The 16,668-nt window shown below is 65.2% G+C and carries 14 protein-coding genes; 11 read left to right on the top strand and 3 right to left on the bottom strand.

Going from position 1 to position 16,668, the window contains the following annotated elements; translation table 11 throughout:
• Nucleotides 1-123: 123 nt before the first annotated feature.
• Complete coding sequence (locus tag FHG09_RS11350) at nucleotides 124-1,083, top strand: VOC family protein (protein WP_152347779.1); 960 nt, start codon at nucleotides 124-126, stop codon at nucleotides 1,081-1,083.
• Nucleotides 1,084-1,174: 91 nt separating this feature from the next.
• Here FHG09_RS11350 and FHG09_RS11345 read toward each other — a convergent pair whose 3' ends face one another.
• Nucleotides 1,175-3,352 carry a heavy metal translocating P-type ATPase gene (locus tag FHG09_RS11345; RefSeq protein WP_152347778.1) on the bottom strand — a complete coding sequence of 726 codons (2,178 nt, stop codon included), beginning with the start codon at nucleotides 3,350-3,352 and terminating at the stop codon, nucleotides 1,175-1,177.
• A gap of 389 nt (nucleotides 3,353-3,741) precedes the next feature.
• On the opposite strand from FHG09_RS11345, the gene FHG09_RS11340 reads away from it, so the two are divergent.
• From FHG09_RS11340 to FHG09_RS11320, 5 genes are all read left to right on the top strand, one after another.
• Nucleotides 3,742-5,184, top strand: coding sequence for a GntP family permease (locus tag FHG09_RS11340; RefSeq protein ID WP_193627365.1), 1,443 nt, complete (start codon nucleotides 3,742-3,744; stop codon nucleotides 5,182-5,184).
• A complete protein-coding gene (locus FHG09_RS11335; RefSeq protein WP_227492716.1) occupies nucleotides 5,181-6,590 on the top strand; it encodes a four-carbon acid sugar kinase family protein in 1,410 nt (469 codons plus the stop codon). Before FHG09_RS11340 ends, FHG09_RS11335 begins: the two co-directional genes overlap by 4 nt.
• Nucleotides 6,591-6,655: 65 nt before the next feature.
• Nucleotides 6,656-7,702 carry a 4-hydroxythreonine-4-phosphate dehydrogenase PdxA gene (pdxA, locus tag FHG09_RS11330; protein WP_152347777.1) on the top strand — a complete coding sequence of 349 codons (1,047 nt, stop codon included), beginning with the start codon at nucleotides 6,656-6,658 and terminating at the stop codon, nucleotides 7,700-7,702.
• 69 nt (nucleotides 7,703-7,771) lie between these two features.
• Entirely contained in the window at nucleotides 7,772-8,497 is a 726-nt protein-coding gene (locus tag FHG09_RS11325; RefSeq protein ID WP_152347776.1) for a DeoR/GlpR family DNA-binding transcription regulator, read from the top strand.
• A gap of 360 nt (nucleotides 8,498-8,857) precedes the next feature.
• A complete protein-coding gene (locus FHG09_RS11320) occupies nucleotides 8,858-10,219 on the top strand; it encodes an MFS transporter (RefSeq protein WP_152347775.1) in 1,362 nt (453 codons plus the stop codon).
• A 128-nt stretch (nucleotides 10,220-10,347) separates the two neighbouring features.
• Here FHG09_RS11320 and FHG09_RS11315 read toward each other — a convergent pair whose 3' ends face one another.
• Nucleotides 10,348-10,992: a TetR/AcrR family transcriptional regulator gene (locus FHG09_RS11315; protein ID WP_152347774.1), complete on the bottom strand. Its 645-nt coding sequence runs from the start codon at nucleotides 10,990-10,992 to the stop codon at nucleotides 10,348-10,350.
• A 237-nt stretch (nucleotides 10,993-11,229) separates the two neighbouring features.
• Between FHG09_RS11315 and FHG09_RS11310 the strand changes: the two genes are divergently transcribed.
• The gene (locus tag FHG09_RS11310) at nucleotides 11,230-12,396 is read left to right on the top strand and encodes an acyl-CoA dehydrogenase family protein (RefSeq protein WP_152347773.1); all 1,167 of its coding nucleotides are present in this window, start codon (nucleotides 11,230-11,232) and stop codon (nucleotides 12,394-12,396) included.
• A 12-nt stretch (nucleotides 12,397-12,408) separates the two neighbouring features.
• Here the strand turns inward: FHG09_RS11310 and FHG09_RS11305 are convergent, their stop codons facing one another.
• Nucleotides 12,409-13,380, bottom strand: coding sequence for an NADPH:quinone oxidoreductase family protein (locus tag FHG09_RS11305; protein WP_152347772.1), 972 nt, complete (start codon nucleotides 13,378-13,380; stop codon nucleotides 12,409-12,411).
• 176 nt (nucleotides 13,381-13,556) lie between these two features.
• Here FHG09_RS11305 and FHG09_RS11300 point away from each other — a divergent pair, with 176 nt between their 5' ends.
• The 4 genes from FHG09_RS11300 (at nucleotide 13,557) to FHG09_RS11290 (ending at nucleotide 16,637) form a co-directional block, all read left to right on the top strand.
• Nucleotides 13,557-14,579, top strand: coding sequence for a phosphotransferase family protein (locus tag FHG09_RS11300; protein WP_152347771.1), 1,023 nt, complete (start codon nucleotides 13,557-13,559; stop codon nucleotides 14,577-14,579).
• Entirely contained in the window at nucleotides 14,576-15,136 is a 561-nt protein-coding gene (locus tag FHG09_RS11295) for an SDR family oxidoreductase (protein ID WP_227492715.1), read from the top strand. Before FHG09_RS11300 ends, FHG09_RS11295 begins: the two co-directional genes overlap by 4 nt.
• Nucleotides 15,126-15,359 (top strand): hypothetical protein, encoded by a 234-nt coding sequence (locus tag FHG09_RS20030; RefSeq protein ID WP_227492714.1) that lies wholly within the window; start codon nucleotides 15,126-15,128, stop codon nucleotides 15,357-15,359. The genes FHG09_RS11295 and FHG09_RS20030 overlap by 11 nt, the downstream gene beginning before the upstream one ends.
• A 72-nt stretch (nucleotides 15,360-15,431) precedes the next feature.
• On the top strand, nucleotides 15,432-16,637 hold the full coding sequence (locus FHG09_RS11290; RefSeq protein ID WP_152347770.1) for an acyl-CoA dehydrogenase family protein: 1,206 nt from the start codon (nucleotides 15,432-15,434) through the stop codon (nucleotides 16,635-16,637).
• Nucleotides 16,638-16,668 lie beyond the last annotated feature (31 nt).

Below are 16,668 nucleotides of genomic sequence, written 5' to 3'. Positions count from 1 at the left end.
GCGCAATCATGGACGACGGCCGCCTCTGCGCAGCTCGGGAATACATCCGTCAAGCACATAGTTGAACCTTAAACTAGTTTGCTCTACACTGAGATCAACAGCCCATCCGCTCAGGAGGACAGCATGACCACCACCCCCACCCAGGCACCGATTTACACCGACTTGCAGACACCCGCCGTCGACGAGAGGCACCTCAGCGCGGCCACCGGGATGGACGCGGTGACCCTGCGCGTCGGCGACCTCGAGAAGATGTCGACCTACTACTCGAACGCCCTGGCGATGGAACCGCTCGAGGAGACCGCGCGCGACGGCGAGGTCCACCGTGTGCTCGGCCGCGGCACCGTTCCCCTGGTCAAGCTCGTGTCCACCCCGGGCCTGCCCGGCGTCGACCCCAAGCAGGCAGGCCTGTTCCACACCGCCTTCCTGTTCGACACCAAGGAGGCCCTGGCCGCCACGGTCGCCCATGCCGCGCAGAACACGAACAGCACCTTCGTCGGCTCCAGCGACCACCTGGTCAGCCAGGCCTTCTACTTCACCGATCCCGAGGGCAACGGCATCGAACTCTATGTCGACCGTGCCCGTTCGGAATGGACGCACTCACTCGACGGTGAGGTCCAGATGGACACGCTCTATCTCGACCCGAACCGTTTCCTCGAACGCCACCTCGACCAGGACGTCCTCGCGAACGCCTCCGCCGAGCCCGGCATCGTGGGCCACGTCCACCTGCAGGTCGGCAACATTCCGCAGGCCCGCGAGTTCTACGTCGACGCACTCGGCTTCGAGCCGTCGCTGTCATCGATGCCCGGAGTCCTCTTCGCGGCGGCCGGCGGATACCACCACCACGTCGCCATGAACACCTGGAACAGCCGCGGCGCCGGTCCCCGAGCGGCCGGCCTCGGCCTCGGCGACGTCGCGATCACCGTTCCCGGCCGCGAGGACCTCGATGCCCTCGTCGCTCGCCTGCGTGCGCACGATCTCGATTTCGCTGATGACGGACGTTCGGTTCGCGTCGTCGATCCGTGGGGAACGCAGGTCACGCTGGCCATCGGAACCAGCTCGATCGGCGAGACACTGGCGCGCTGACGCTCTGCCGACAAGAATGACTCTGTCGGCATGAACGGACTGAGGCGGGTGATGCCGAGAGCATCGCCCGCCTCAGTCGTGCCCGCTGCGATCAGCGCTGGCTCCGCACTCGCTCGACCGCCGCCTGCGGGTGCAGGTCGAGTCGGCGCAGCAGCTGAGCGTTGAGGGCGACGACGATCGTCGAGATCGACATCAGGATCGCGCCCACGCTCATCGGCAGGACGAACCCGATGGGGGCGAGGACTCCGGCCGCCAACGGCACCGACAGCAGGTTGTATCCCGCTGCCCACCACAGGTTCTGCTTCATCTTCCGGTAGGTCGCCCGAGAGAGTTCGACGACCGAGAGCACGGAACGCGGGTCGTCGGAGGCGAGGATGACCCCGGCAGAGCCGATGGCCACATCGGTTCCGGCGCCGATGGCGATGCCGACATCGGCCTGCGCCAGAGCAGGGGCATCGTTGACACCGTCACCGACCATTGCCACACGGCGTCCTTCATCCTGCAGTTCGGCGACCTTCGCCGCCTTGTCAGCGGGATGAACACCGGCAAAGACACGGTCGATGCCGAGTTCGGAGGCCACGGACTGCGCGACCGCCTCGGCGTCTCCGGTGATCATCACGACCTGCGCACCGACGTCATGGAGGGCATCGACGGCATCGCGAGATTCCGGCCGGATCTCGTCGGCCAGACGCAGGGCACCCACAACGGCTCCTGCGACGAGCACATGGAGGATGATGGCGCCTTCGGCTCGCCAGGACTCCGCGGCCTCGGCTTCGGGAGCATCGCGCGCCTCGAGCAGCCTGGGACCACCGACCTCGACCGTCTCTCCCGCGATCACGGCCCTGACTCCGACCGCGGGTGACGAGGAGAAGTCGGATACTCGCGGCACATCGACGCCCCGTTCGGCCGCAGCCCGGACGATGGCGGCGGCCAACGGGTGCTCGCTGTCGGATTCGACCGCGGCAGCCAGACCGAGCACCTCGCCCTCGGTCCGGTGGGGCCCTGCACTCGGGACCACCTCGATGCCGGTGACCGTCGGCTCGCCCTTCGTCAGGGTGCCCGTCTTGTCGAAGAGCACGGAATCGACCGTGCGCATCGTCTCGAGTGCGAGACGGTCCTTGACGAGGACTCCGGCTCGGGCGGCCCGCTCGGTGGCGATGGAGACGACCAGCGGAATGGCCAGGCCCAGAGCGTGAGGACAGGCGATGACGAGCACGGTGATCGTGCGCACGACCGCCGAATCCGGCAGACCGATGAGCGACCAGACGGCCGCAGTGATCACGGCAGACCCGAGAGCGAACCAGAACAGCCAGGCCGAAGCCCGATCGGCGATTCGCTGGGCGCGCGATGAGGAGTTCTGGGCATCGGAGACCAGCTTTTGGATTCCGGCCAGCGCGGTGTCGTCACCGATCGCGGTGATCTCGACGCGGAGTCCGGAGTCGGTGGCGACGGTACCGGCCACAACGGATTCGCCTTCGCCCCGTCGAACGGCGGCTGATTCTCCGGTGACCATGGACTCGTCCATATCGGCCGAACCGTCGATGATCCGACCATCGGCGGGAATCGAGGAACCGGGACGGACGAGGACGATGTCGCCGACGACGAGGTCAGCCGGATCGACGCTCACCGTCTCCCCGTCGACGACCTTCTCGGCTTCATCGGGCAGCAGTGCGGCGAGGCTGTCCAGCGCCGAGGTGGTCTGCGCCAGCGAGCGCATCTCCATCCAGTGACCGGCGAGCATGATCACGACCAGCAGCGCCAGCTCCCACCAGAAGTCGAGCTGCGGGTCGAGCAGACCCAGCGACGACCCCCAGGAGGAGATGAAGGCAACCGTGATCGCCAGAGCGATGAGCAGCATCATGCCCGGGCTGCGGCCCTTGATCTCGTCGAGACCGCCGGTCAGAAACGGCCTGCCGCCCCAGACGAACATGACGGTGCCGAGGATCGGCGAGAGCCATCGGAGCGCACCGAGGAAGCCGGTTTCCGGAACCTCGTATCCGACGAGGTGGCCGAACATCGGGCTGAATGCGACGACGGGAACGGCGATGACCAGCATGATCCAGAACAGGCGCCGGAACTGCGCGACGTGATCGCCGTGGCCGGCATGACCCGAGTGGCCCGAATGGCCGGAGTGCCCGTCGTGACCTGCGTGCCCGCCATGACCGTCGTGGTCAAGTTGACCGCGTTCGGAGTGGTCCATGGTCTCAGTGTGTTCGGAGTGGCCTGTTTCAGCAGGCCGCATATGCTGATGATTCTGCTGTTTGTCCATGCCTCCAAGATATACCCCTAGGGGGTATAAATCAATGGTGATTCCCCTATGTGCAATCGCATGCAACCCTGGCTCACACGCTGCGAGCGCCTGAACGAGCTCATCACGGGCGGCTTCGACGAACTCATCAACAACAACGAGCAGCACGTGAAGATCATCGTCGATCCGCGCGCCTGATCTCACGGTCAGAAAGACCCCAGCCGCCACACCCGAGCAGAGCGGTAAGGATTCTCCGCATACATTGCATAAATGCGCAGTTATGACACATACTTGCTCATACTGTTCAACTTCGTTCTGATCATCGTTGCCCCAGGCATCGCAGGTCGTGTCGAAGTCAATGAGAACCACACACCCTGGCTCCCCGAGCCGGCCTCACTGCGGAGGACCTTATGGACCTGCAACTCATCCTGGCGCTGATCGCCGGAATCGCGACGATCGTCGTCATCGTGCTCGCGACCCGACTCGACGCCTTCATCGCTCTGCTCCTGGCATCCGTCGTCACCGGAATCGTCGCCGGCCAGGACCTGCTCTCGATCGTCGACGCCATCACCACGGGCTTCGGCGACACCCTGGCCAGCATCGGCATCGTCATCGGGCTCGGGGTCGGCATCGGCAAGATCCTCGAAGTCTCCGGTGCTGCCGACTCCCTGGCTCGGGCCTTCCTCCGCGCCTTCGGCAAGGGCCGTGAGCCCTGGGCGATGGGCACGGTCGGCTCACTCGTCTCCATCCCGGTCTTCTGCGACTCCGGGTACGTCATCATGAACCCGCTGGCTCGTTCGATCGCGCGTGTGAAGAAAGGCGGTTACGTCACCCTCGCCCTGGCTCTGGGCTGCGGAATGACGCTCACCCACCACATGGTGCCGCCGACGCCCGGCCCGCTGGCGGCCACCGGCATCCTCGGAGCCGACATCGGATCGGTCATCCTGGCCGGCGTCGTCTTCACGGTCGTCCTGCTGCCGGTGGTCGTCGTCTACGCCCGCTGGATCGGACCCAAACTCGAACCCGTCCTCAACGCCCAGGTCAAGCACGACGTCTACGCCGAGGCGGTCGTCGAGCCCGCATCCGGTTCGACAGGCGGCGTCCTCACGGGTGAAGGCGGAGACTCGGTCGTAACCGATTCCACCCCTGGTTCGCCGAAGAAGCCGGGGGCCTTCCTCGGATTCCTGCCGCTGATCGTCCCGCTCCTGCTCATCGTCGCCAACACCGTGAGCACCGCGATCGACAAGAACGCTCAGGGCGAACTCGCCGGCGACGCCTACGAACCCTCCGGCTGGGTCGCACCTCTGGCCTTCCTCGGCAACCCCGTCGTCGCGCTGATCATCGGCCTCGTCCTCGCCGTCTACACGCTCCTGCCCCGCGTGACCCCGCGCAGCCAGGTGCAGAGCTGGCTGGCCGACGGCGCGGCATCGGCCGGGCTCATCCTGCTCATCACCGGTGCCGGCGGCAGCTTCGGACTGGTGCTGCGCGAATCAGGTGTCGGTGACGCCCTCGCTGAGGCGATCGCCTCCATCAGCCTGCCGGCCCTCCTCGTTCCGTTCCTCATCGCCTCCCTGGTCCGCCTGGCCCAGGGATCGGGCACGGTCGCGATGATCACCGCCGCCTCGGTGACGGCTCCGCTCATCGCCCCGCTGGGACTCGACCCGCTCGTGGCCGTGATGGCCTGCACCGCCGGTTCGATGGTCTTCTCCTACTTCAACGACTCCTACTTCTGGGTCGTCACCCGGTTCACCGGCCTCGACGGAATCAACGCCATCAAGGGCTGGTCGGGAATCACCACCGCCGTGTGGATCTGTTCCCTTCCGCTGCTGTTCGTGCTCGACTTGGTCGTATGAGCACCTCCCACATGCCCGACTCCGACACGACCGCATCTGCCGCCTCGGCGCAGGCGAGCCCGCGCGTCCTCATCGTCGCCGACGACCTCACCGGCGGCAATGCCTGCGGGGCCCTGTTCGCCGAGGCGGGCCTGCGGACGATCACCGTCACCGATACCAGCCCGGCGGGCAGCATCGACCTCAGCGGCCTGCTCGATGAGTTCGACGCGGTGGTCGTCAACACCGATTCCCGGCACCTGCCACCGCGGCAGGCCAGCGAGCTCTATACCGAACTCATCGATTCCGCTGGCGCCGTCGACCTCGTGGCATGCCGCATCGACACCACACTGCGCGGCAATGTCGGGCCTGCTGCCGCCGCCGCTCTCTCGGCGCGCAGGCGCGGACTCACCGCCTCCGGCGGTCCGCAGCACCGCGTGCTGGGACTGTGCATGCCGGCCTTCCCCGCCGCCGGCCGGACCACCGTGCAGGGACGGCAGCTGCTGGGCGGCCGACTGCTCGAACACACCGAGCTCGCCCACGATGTCCGCTCCCCCATGCGCACCTCCGTCATCGATGAGATCCTGGCCGTCGGCACGGATCTCGATTGCCGTCTCATCGACATCGCCACGGTGCTGGCCGGCCGTGAAGCCGTCCGCACCGCTGTGCTCGACGCCCTCGGCGAAGGGGCGGAAGTGATCATCGCCGATGCTCTGACCACCGACCACATCGACCTCGTCGGTTCCGTCGTCGCCGAGATCAGCCACGACATCGCCGAGGCGACCGATCCTGACGTTCGCAATCGGGCAGGTCTGGCCGCCGGTGAGCAGCTGGACTGGGTGACCATCGATCCCGGCCCCGGCAGCCTCTCCCTGGCCCTGTCCCAGCTGCCGACCCCGGCCGACGGCGTCCTGCTCGGCATTTCGGGCTCGGCCACCGAGGTCACCCGCTCCCAACTGGCGGCAGCCGCCGAGGATCCCACGATCACAATTCTCCGCCCACCGTTGGACGACGCGGGCCTGCCCGACGTCCAGGCCACACTCGGCCTCATCGAACGGGCCGCCTCGGCGCGGGCGATCATCATCGCCACCGTCCTCGAAACCAGCGATCTGCGCGAACTCACCGATGCAGAATCCGAACTGACGACACGGCGCCTGGCACTCATCGCCTCAGCGGTCATGTCCGCGATGCCGATCTCCGGCCTCTACACCACCGGCGGCGACGTCACCGCCACGGTGATGCGCGAACTCGGCGCACTGGGCATGGAGATCGACAAGGAGATCGTGCCCCTGGCGGTGGGCGGTCGCCTCGTCGGTGGGCGCGCCGACGGACTGCCGATCGTCACGAAGGGCGGACTCATCGGTGCAGCCGGCACCGCCGTCGAGTGCCTCGAGTTCCTCTCGACCACTGCCCGCGTCAGGCGGAACTGAATCGTGCGGGACGAACCCTGCACCCCATCGACCGACAATCATCCGAACCATCTGAGGAGACAGCAATGACAGCACCAGCACTCGCCGTAACCGTGGGCGACCCCGTCGGTATCGGACCGGAGATCACCGCCACGGTGCTCGCGGAATTCGCCGGCGGGGACGATCAGCACGGAATCGCCGTGGCGGATCTGGCCGTGATGAAACGCGCCGTCGACGTCCTCGGACTCGACGTCGAGCTGCGCGCCATCTCCGACTGGGCGACCCCCTCGGCGGGTGAAGGCGTCATCGACGTCTTCGATATCGGCGTCCTCGGCGACGACCTGCCCGAATGGGGCGTCGTCGACGCTCGTGCCGGCCGGGCCTCGGTGGCCGCGATCGAGATCGCCGCGCAGGCGGCCATGGACGAGAAGGTCGCCGGCATCGTCACCGGTCCCATCAACAAGGAGGCCGTGTGGAAGTCCGGTTCGCAGCACCTCGGGCACACCGAGATGCTCGGTGAGCTGACCGGAGTGACGAAGCAGGACACGATGTTCGTCGTGGAGAACACGAAGGACCCCGATCACAAACTCCAGATCTTCTTCGCCACCCGCCACATGTCCCTGCGCAAGGCTCTCGACGCCCTCACCGTGGACACGCAGATCGACTCCATCGAACGCGCCCACCGCGCCCTTCAGCTCTACGGTGTCTCCTCGCCGAGGCTGGCCGTCGCCGCGCTCAATCCACACGGCGGTGAGAACGGAGCCTTCGGCGACGAGGAGATCGAGATCCTCCGCCCGGCCGTCGAGCAGGTCAATGCCGACGGTGCCTTCGACGTCGCCGGACCGATCCCGGCCGACTCCGTCTTCCATCAGGGACTGACCGGCCGGTACGACGGGATCCTCTCGCAGTACCACGATCAGGGACACATCGCGTCGAAGACCTTCGACTTCGACGGCACCATCTCCGTCACCGTCGGCCTGCCGATCCTGCGCACCTCCGTCGACCACGGCACTGCCTTCGACATCGCCGGTCGGGGAATCGCCGATGCGGGCACCATGCGCTCGGCCTACCGCGCCGCCATCGGATACGCTCCGTTCGTCGACGGCATCCGCGCCGAGTACCTGCCCAAGTAGGCTGAGTCGCATGCCCGATCGCGGCGATGACCGCTGCGATCGGCCCCGTGCCGAAGGAGAGGAAGACAGATGGCGATCCGATCGGGCACTCAGCGACGCCGCGAAGCCATTCTCGGCCTGCTCAAGACCGGTTCGTGGAGCATTCCTCGCCTGTCCGGGGAGCTCGACACGTCGGAATCGACGATCCGCCGCGATCTGCGTGAGATGGCAGCTGACGGTGAGATCATCCGCACCATCGGCGGAGCCGCCGCGGCCGGCTACGTCGAACCGCCGTTGGGTGAGCGGATGGAGCAGCAGGCCGAAGCGAAGGACGCCATCGCCGCCCGGGCTCTCGAACGGCTCGACGAGGCCCGGGTGCGCACTGTGTTCCTCGACGCCGGATCGACGACCGTGCGACTGGCCGAGCGGATCAGGGACCGCAGTGAGCTCACCGTCTTCACCCGCGGCCTCGAGATCGCACTGACCTTGGCTCATCCCGCCGGCCCCAAGGTGATCATGGTCGGCGGTGAGGTCTCGACTCTGTCGCACGGAACCACCGGGGCACTGTCCGATCATGCGCTGTCCCGCATCCATGTCGACATCGCGTTCCTCGGCGCCGATGCCGTCGACCCGGCGCAGGGACTCGGCGAACCGAGTCTCGACGAAGCACGCACGAAAGAGCTCATCGCCGAGCGGGCAGACCACGTCGTCGTACTGGCCGACAGTTCGAAAGCCGGGCGTGAGGTTGCCGCCTGGGCACTGCTTCCAGCCGGCTGGACGTGGATCGACGAACGTGGGGAGCACGCTCAGAGCTGAGGCGAGCTCCCAGTCGAACAGACGTGATCTGCCCACAGCTGGGAAATGGTTCGGAAGACGCGAACGAGAACCATACTCCTCAGGAACGAAGGGACAAATTCAGCCATTGATCGAATTTTCTGTCAACCGGATTTCCATAACGATAACTTCACTGTTGCCTGTGAAGCCGTCTTGTCGTTCCAATTCTGAACGACATGAGCATTTATCCTGGTCAGAAGCATCACTGACGACTATTCTGTTAATGACACGCCGCTGATTTGACACAGATTCTCGATTGAGAAGCTGAACACGTGCTCGTAATGTTGCTTCGGTTCGAAAGAAGGATCATTTCGACAGTGGTCCGCATGAATGGAGGAATTCATGAGCATCCCCAGCACGTCCCCCACCGAGCCCGATCTCAAGACGGTCCGCAAGGCAGTCGCCGCCTCGGCGCTGGGCAATGCGACCGAGTGGTTCGACTACGGCCTCTACGCCGTCTCGGTCACCTACCTCGCCCAGCATTTCTTCCCCGGCGAGCATGCACAGCTGATGGCGCTGCTGACCTTCGCCGTGTCCTTCGTCTTCCGCCCCCTCGGCGGAATCGTCTGGGGCCCGATGGGCGACCGCCTCGGCCGCAAGCGCGTATTGGCGCTGACGATTCTCCTCATGGCCGGTTCGACTTTCTGCATCGCCCTGCTGCCGTCCTACGCCACGATCGGCGTCGCCGCCCCCATCGTCCTCGTCCTGCTCCGGGTTATCCAAGGCTTCTCCTCCGGCGGTGAGTACGGCGGTGCCGCCACATTCATGGCCGAATACGCCCCCGACAGCCGACGCGGATTCTTCGGCAGCTTCCTCGAATTCGGCACTCTGGCCGGAATGGCCGCCGGCTCGCTGTTCGTCCTGCTCCTGCAGCTCGGCCTCGGAGAGCAGACGATGACGGACTGGGCGTGGAGGATCCCGTTCGTCTTCGCCGGTGTCCTCGGCGTCGTCGGTCTCTACCTGCGCTCTCAGCTCGACGAGTCCCCCGTCTACGAGGAGCTCGACAGCACCGATCAGGACAAGTCGGTCAAGGAAGTCTTCGCGACTCTGTTCGCGAACTACAAGAAGCAGCTGCTCGTCCTCGGCGGTATGGTCGTCGCGGTCAACGTCGTCAATTACACGCTGCTGTCCTATATGCCCACCTATCTGCAGAATCCGGTCGGCATGAGCCCGAACGCCTCGCTGACCGTGATGTTCCTCGCGCAGGCGTTTATGATGATCCTCATCCCGTTCGGCGGCATGCTCTCGGACAAGGTCGGACGCAAACCGGTCTGGTACTTCTCACTCATCAGCCTCTTCGTCGCGGCGATTCCGATGTTCATGCTCATGGCCAACGGCTTCGTGTGGGCGCTCATCGGACTGGCCGTCCTCGGCATCCTCTACATTCCGCAGATCTCGACGATCTCAGCGACGTTCCCGGCGATGTTCCCCGGACCAGTGCGCTTTGCCGGCTTCGCGATCGCGTACAACGTCTCGACCGCTCTGTTCGGCGGTACCGCTCCGTCGATCAGCGATGGCCTCATCGGAGCGACGGGCAACACCATCATTCCCGCCTATCTCGTCATGGCGGCATGTGCGATCGGCTTCGTCGCCACGATCTTCATGAAGGAGACGAATGGCGCCTCGCTGCGTGGCTGCGGTCTTCCCGAGGCCGGCGCGGACGTCGTCCTCGACGAAGCCGAGCTCGTCGGCGACACGAAATGATCCGCTCTGCGCCGAGGCGGTCGAACCACCCCTAGGCAACTGATCTGGGGCCGGTGCCGGAATCAGGCGACGACTCTGCAGGATGGACATTCGTCCTGCAGAGTCGTCAGTCTTCTCTGCCGCCGGGGTCAGTCGGGTGCCGCTCCCGACAGCAGAGTTCGTGCTGTCCGCTGCCAGGTGGCGAGCATCGGCTCCCGGTGCGGGTCACGTCGGGAGAACGTGTAGGTCACAGCCATTCCGCGCATGCTGGCGAAGATCATGGTGAAGAACTCGTCGAAGCCGGGGCGGCGGGTGAGTTCCGTGCCGAACAGCTCACGAGCGTTCTCTCGCACCCGATCGAGGACGGCCTTCTCGTGGCTGCGCACGCTGGCGGCGAGATCGTTATCGGTGCGCGAAGCCGTCCACAGTTCGAGCGCCGAGAAGAAGCTGCTGTGCATGAGTCCGGTCCACAGCGTGAGGATCGCCCAATCGCTGCGCGCACCGACATCAGCCTCGGCCGGTCGCTCCGCGCCGAGCATGCGATCGAATTCGTCGTCCTCGCCTTCCAGCCGACGGTTGAGCCTCTGCTCGCCGAGGCGGGCCACCGCCGCCGTGAGAAGGTCCTGTTTGGAGGGGAAATGATGGAGCAGACGTCCACGGGTCACGCCCGCCATCGCCTGCACCCGCACCGTCGTCGTCGCCGCGTAGCCCTCGCTGAGCAAGCACTCGATCGTGGCGTCGAGGATGAGCTCGCGAGAATGCGCAGTGCGATCGGCTTGATTGCGAACGTCCAATGCTTCCTCCTCGCAGCGCTCGAATCCGAGAGCAGCCGTTCAGGCCGATTCCATCAGCCGTCGACAGTGACTGTTTTTCGACTATCCCACACTTCCGGTCTGCATTGACTGTTTTTCAGGAGAGTGTCAGACTGAACGCACGATCAGTGACAAGGGCCACACAGTCACCACGGTCTCCCACCCCGTAAACGGGGCCCGGCACTCGGCCAATCGCTACTCCAGAAGAGGACCCATCCCGTGAAGAGGAACCTTTACAACGACGACCACGAGGCATTCCGAGGCTCTGTCGCAGCCTTCCTCGACCGCGAAGTCGTCCCCCACCTCGAGCAGTGGGAGGACGACCACTTAGTCGATCGGGAGATGTGGCGAAAGGCGGCGCAGTCGGGAATCATCGGCCTGGCCATTCCCGAGGAATTCGGCGGCGGAGGAGTCTCGGACTTCCGTTTCGAGATGGTGCGGGCCGAGGAGATCGCCCGCCGCGGCGTCGGCGCGGCCACAAGCGGCTGGGGCGTCTCCGACGGAATCGTCCCCGGCTATCTCATGGAGCTGGGCACACAGGCCCAGAAGGAGAAGTACCTGACGGGGCTGACCTCCGGCGACATGATCGGGGCGATCGCCATGACAGAGCCGGATGCCGGTTCGGACCTGCAGGGCATCACAACGAAGGCCGTCCGCGACGGCGACGATTGGGTCATCAACGGAGCGAAGACCTTCATCACCAACGGCATCCACTGCGATTTCGTCATCGTCGTCGCCCGTACGAACCCAGACGCCAAGGCGGCTCAGGGCACCTCGCTGTTCATCGTCGACGCCGACACACCCGGCTTCGAGAAGGGCCGCAAACTCAGAAAGCTCGGCATGGACGCCCAAGACACAGCCGAACTCTCGTTCTCTGACGTCCGGGTCCCCGCCGATGCCCTCCTCGGCGAACTCGACCAGGGCTTCATCCACCTCATGGTCAATCTCCCCACCGAGCGCCTCCTCATCGGATCGGGGACTCTGGCATCAGCGCGGGCGGCGCTGGAGTGGACGGCCGAATACGTCTTCGACCGTCCCGCCTTCGGGCAGACCATCGGCGATTTCCAGAACACCCGCTTCGAACTCGCCGAGCTCGAAACCCGCGTCGATGCGCTCGAGGCGTTCGTCGACCGGTGTGCACTGGCGCTCAACGACGGCGAACTCACCGCCGTCGATGCCGCCAAGGCGAAATATCTGGGGTCGGATCTCGAGATCGAGGTCGTCAATCGCTGCCTGCAGCTCTTCGGGGGATACGGCTACATGCTCGAGTTCCCCATCGCCCGCGTCTTCAAGGACAACCGCATCCAAGCGATCTTCGGCGGAGCGAACGAAGTGATGAAGGAGCTCATCGGACGCGACATCGCCAAGCGCCACCGCAGGTACTAGAGGCGTCGGAGGCTACTCTCCCGCGACCTCGAGGACGACCTTGCCCATCACGGAGCGCCCATCGAGTTCGTTGATCGCCGAGGAGGCCTCGGCCAGAGGATAGTTCGCGTGGATGCGCGGATTGAGGCTGCCTGCGGCGACGTGGTCGAGGACAGCCTCCCACTGCTCGTGGATATAGCGCGGGTGGCCCCATGCCGCCGCACCCCAGGCGACGCCGTCGACGGAGATGTTCTTCAGCAGCAGCCGGTTGACCTTGATCGAAGGGATCTCACCGGCGGTGAAACCGAGAACGAGGAGACGCCCGAACGGAGCGAGCACTCGCGTCGAATCGGTGAAGCGATCACCCCCGACGGGGTCGAAGACGAAGTCGACGCCGCCCGGACAGATCTCCTTCGTCGCGTCTTTGAAACCGTCGGCGAAGACGACGTGCGTCGCACCGAGTTCCCGCACCGCTTCGGCCTTCGCCTCGGTCGAGACGACGGCGACGACCTCGAGGCCCATGGCCAGGCCCAGCTGCACGGCGGCCGAGCCGAGTCCGCCAGCGGCACCGTGGACGAGGAGGCTCTGGCCCGGTTGCGCATGCGCGCGCACACGCAGTGCGAAGTCAGCGGTGAGCACGTTCATCGGCATACCCGCGGCGGCAGCCAGAGGGATCGAGTCCGGGACCTTCACGGTGGCCTCGTCACCGGCGATGAGGTATTCGGCGAAGGTTCCCTTCCCGGTGATCGCAGCGACACGGTCCCCGACGGAATAGCGGGAGTCCGGCCCGGCCTCGGCGACGATTCCAGAGGCCTCGGACCCGAGGGTGAACGGCAGATCGTGCTTGACCTGGTACATCCCGCGGGTCTGCAGCACTTCGGGGAACGTCACTCCGGCATAGGCGACCTTGATGAGCACCTGCCCCGATCCCGGAACCGGGCGCTCCACATCAAGGTGCTCCACATCATCGGGGCCGGTCAGAGCGGTAACGCGAATGGCTTTCATGGGTTCCTCGCTAACGTTTTGGTCCACACGGAACGCTTAAGCTCCGGTGTCGGCGGTCATCTCACCTCTATCACACCGAGAGGCTGTGACTGTGATCACTTTCACAGCTTGACTCCCTCGCTTGAGATGAATACTGTGAACTCTACTGAACGATTGTTCACTCGGGAAGGTCAAGGATGACGCAATCACCGGCAGGATTCGATGCGGACAGCATCGGCAGATGGATCGAGCGGAAATTCGGGATCAGCAATTTCGACGTCGACGTGCTGTCGGTCGGTCGATCGAATCTCACGTTCACCATCGTCGTCGACGGCAGTCCGCGGTGGGTCCTGCGACGCCCGCCGTTGGGCCACGAGGGCGGCAGTGCGCACAATGTCGCCCGCGAGGGACGGATCATGGCAGCACTCAACGACAGCAGTGTTCCGGTGCCGACCGTCCTCGACATCGTCGATGACCCCGAGATCCTCGACGTCCCCTTCGTGTTCATGGACCACTGTCCCGGATTCCCCGTCAACACCCCCGCAGAGTGGGAATCCATCCCTGCCGAGAACCGCCGTGACTGCGCCTTCGGCATGGTCGACGCGCTGGCGGCCATCCATTCCGTCGATATCGATGCCGTCGGATTGTCCGATCTGCGCAGGCCCGGCGGACTCATCGACCGACAGCTGCGCCGCTGGATCGGTCAGGTCGAGAAGATCGCGATGCGCGAGACCCCGATCATCCATGAGGTCCACGACGTCCTCCGCGAGGCCATGCCCGACCCGGCGGGCTCAGCTGTGGGAATCGCGCACGGGGATTTCAAACCGAACAATATGATCTTCGCCCCTTCCGGGGCGGTCAACGCCGTCGTCGACTGGGAGCTGACAGCCATCGGCGAGGTGCTCACCGACCTCGGCTACTTCGTCGCCATGCTCACGGTGCCCGAGGAATACACCAGCATCTGGGTGCCCCGGACCGACGACGGCTTCCCCACCGCAGACGAACTCATCGACCGCTACCAGGAAGCCAGCGGGCACGAAGTCCACGATGTCGGCTATTATTCGGCGTTTGCGATGTGGAAGCTCGCCTGCATCCGCGAAGGCGTCTACACGCGCCTGGCGACCGGGAAGATGGGCGACCTCGATATCGACCCCGAAGAGGCCGGAGCCGGTGTCGAGGATCTCGCCCGTCAGGCGCTCGACCTGCTGGAGAGATCATGACTTCGACGCTGAACGGCAAGCGTGCGGTGGTCACCGGTTCCGCCGGAGGAATCGGTGCCGCATTGGCCGCCGAACTCATCGACCGCGGCGCGTCAGTCGTACTCGCCGATATCTCCCCGGCGGTCAGCGACACCGCCGCCGCGCTCGGTGCCTCCGCTTCCGCTTGGACCGGGGACGTGGCCTCGGTGAACGGAATCGGCGCACTCATCGACTTCGCCGACGACCGCCTCGGCGGGATCGATCTGTACTTCGCCAATGCCGGGATCATCGGCCCGGCGATGCTGGGGGAAACCGACGCGGCCTGGGACGCGATCATCGACGTCAATATACGTGCTCATATCCGCGCCGCTCAGGCGCTCGTCCCCCGCTGGCAGGAAGCCGGTTCCGGATACTTCGTCGCCACCGCCTCGGCGGCGGGGCTGCTCACGCAGATCGGATCGGCAGCATACTCGGTGACCAAGCACGCTTCGGTCGGGTTTGCCGAATGGTTGGCCATGACCTACCGCGACGATGGAATCCGCGCCTCGGTGATCTGTCCGATGGGCGTTGCTCGATGACGCCGGCACCGACGGAGGTGCCGCGCAGAGGGCCGTGACGTCGGCCGGGACCGTCCTGGAACCCACCGAGGTGGCCGCCATCGTCCTCGACGCCGTCGAGGACGAACAGTTCCTCATCCTGCCGCACCCCGAAGTCCTCGAGATGTATCGGATGAAAGGCAGTGACTACGACCGCTGGCTGCGTGGAATGTCCCGCTACCAAGCCCGACTCAGCGAACAGTGACACCGAGCCTGACCACCGGATGAGACCAGAGCTCACAGCAGTGTGAGACCCACCGAGAGACAAGGAGCCCACGTGTTGGAAATCAGCGAACGCGGACGCGAATATCAGGAGCGCCTCAACGCTTTCATGGACGAATTCGTCTACCCCGCCGAGGCGGTCTACGCCGAGCAGATGGCTGCGGCGACCAGCCCCCATACGCAGCCGCAGATCCTCGAAGACCTCAAGGCCGAAGCGAAGACGCGAGGTCTGTGGAACCTCTTCCACCCGCACCCGGAATGGGGACCGGGCCTGACGAACCTCGAATACGCTCCGCTGGCCGAGATCACCGGACGCAGCCTGGAGATCGCGCCCGAAGCGATCAACTGCAATGCTCCGGATACCGGCAATATGGAGGTCTTCACGGTCTTCGGCACCGATGAGCACAAGGAGAAGTACCTCAAACCCCTCCTCGAGGGTGAGATCGCCTCGGCCTTCGCGATGACCGAACCGGCTGTGGCCAGCTCCGATGCGACGAACGTTCAGATGAGCATGGTTCGCTCCGACGACGGCTTCGTCCTCAACGGCCGCAAGTGGTTCGCCTCGAACGCGATGCATCCGAACTGCCGGGTGCTCATCGTCATGGGCAAGACCGATCCCACCGCCGAGGTGCACCGGCAGCAGTCGATGCTCGTCGTGCCCATCGACGCCCCAGGTGTCACCGTCGTGCGCAATCTGCCCGTGTACGGCTACGCCGATCGGGAGGGACATGCTGAGATCGTCTTCGAGAACGTGCTGGTGCCGTTCAAGGACATCCTCAAGGGTGAGGGTGAAGGCTTTGCCATCAGCCAGGCACGCCTGGGCCCTGGCCGCATCCACCACTGCATGCGCGCCATCGGAGCCGCCGAGCGGGCACTCGAACTCATGGTCAGGCGCGCCGAATCACGTGTGACCTTCGGTGAGAAGCTGTCGAACCGGGCGAACATCCAGGACTGGATCGCCGAATCCCGGATCGAGATCGATCAGGCCCGGCTGCTGACTCTGCATGCCGCGGACATGATGGACAGGTACGGCAACAAGGTGGCGAAGAACGAGATCGCCGAGATCAAAGTGGTCGCGCCGACGATGGCGCTGAAGGTCATCGATCGGGCCGTTCAGGTCCACGGCGGCGGCGGAGTCACCGAGGACTTCCCGCTGGCCCGGATGTGGGCACATATGCGCACTCTGCGTCTGGCCGATGGTCCGGATGAGGTGCACAAGCGCTCCATCGCCCGCAACGAGATCAAGAAATACCGTGGTTGAGGTCGTCTCCTCCGCGATACAGTGAGACCCC

The organism is Brevibacterium sp. CFH 10365 (assembly GCF_009299785.1).
Taxonomy (GTDB): Bacteria; Actinomycetota; Actinomycetes; order Actinomycetales; family Brevibacteriaceae; genus Brevibacterium; species Brevibacterium limosum.
This window is presented reverse-complemented; position numbering and strand designations above follow the sequence as displayed.

Coding starts and splice junctions, on each gene's coding strand:
- FHG09_RS11300 (WP_152347771.1), top strand. CDS start 13,557: ATGACGCAATCACCGGCAGGATTCGATGCGGACAGCATCGGCAGATGG.
- FHG09_RS11340 (WP_193627365.1), top strand. CDS start 3,742: ATGGACCTGCAACTCATCCTGGCGCTGATCGCCGGAATCGCGACGATC.
- FHG09_RS11335 (WP_227492716.1), top strand. CDS start 5,181: ATGAGCACCTCCCACATGCCCGACTCCGACACGACCGCATCTGCCGCC.
- pdxA (WP_152347777.1), top strand. CDS start 6,656: ATGACAGCACCAGCACTCGCCGTAACCGTGGGCGACCCCGTCGGTATC.
- FHG09_RS11350 (WP_152347779.1), top strand. CDS start 124: ATGACCACCACCCCCACCCAGGCACCGATTTACACCGACTTGCAGACA.
- FHG09_RS11345 (WP_152347778.1), bottom strand. CDS start 3,352: ATGGACAAACAGCAGAATCATCAGCATATGCGGCCTGCTGAAACAGGC.
- FHG09_RS11325 (WP_152347776.1), top strand. CDS start 7,772: ATGGCGATCCGATCGGGCACTCAGCGACGCCGCGAAGCCATTCTCGGC.
- FHG09_RS11305 (WP_152347772.1), bottom strand. CDS start 13,380: ATGAAAGCCATTCGCGTTACCGCTCTGACCGGCCCCGATGATGTGGAG.
- FHG09_RS11320 (WP_152347775.1), top strand. CDS start 8,858: ATGAGCATCCCCAGCACGTCCCCCACCGAGCCCGATCTCAAGACGGTC.
- FHG09_RS11295 (WP_227492715.1), top strand. CDS start 14,576: ATGACTTCGACGCTGAACGGCAAGCGTGCGGTGGTCACCGGTTCCGCC.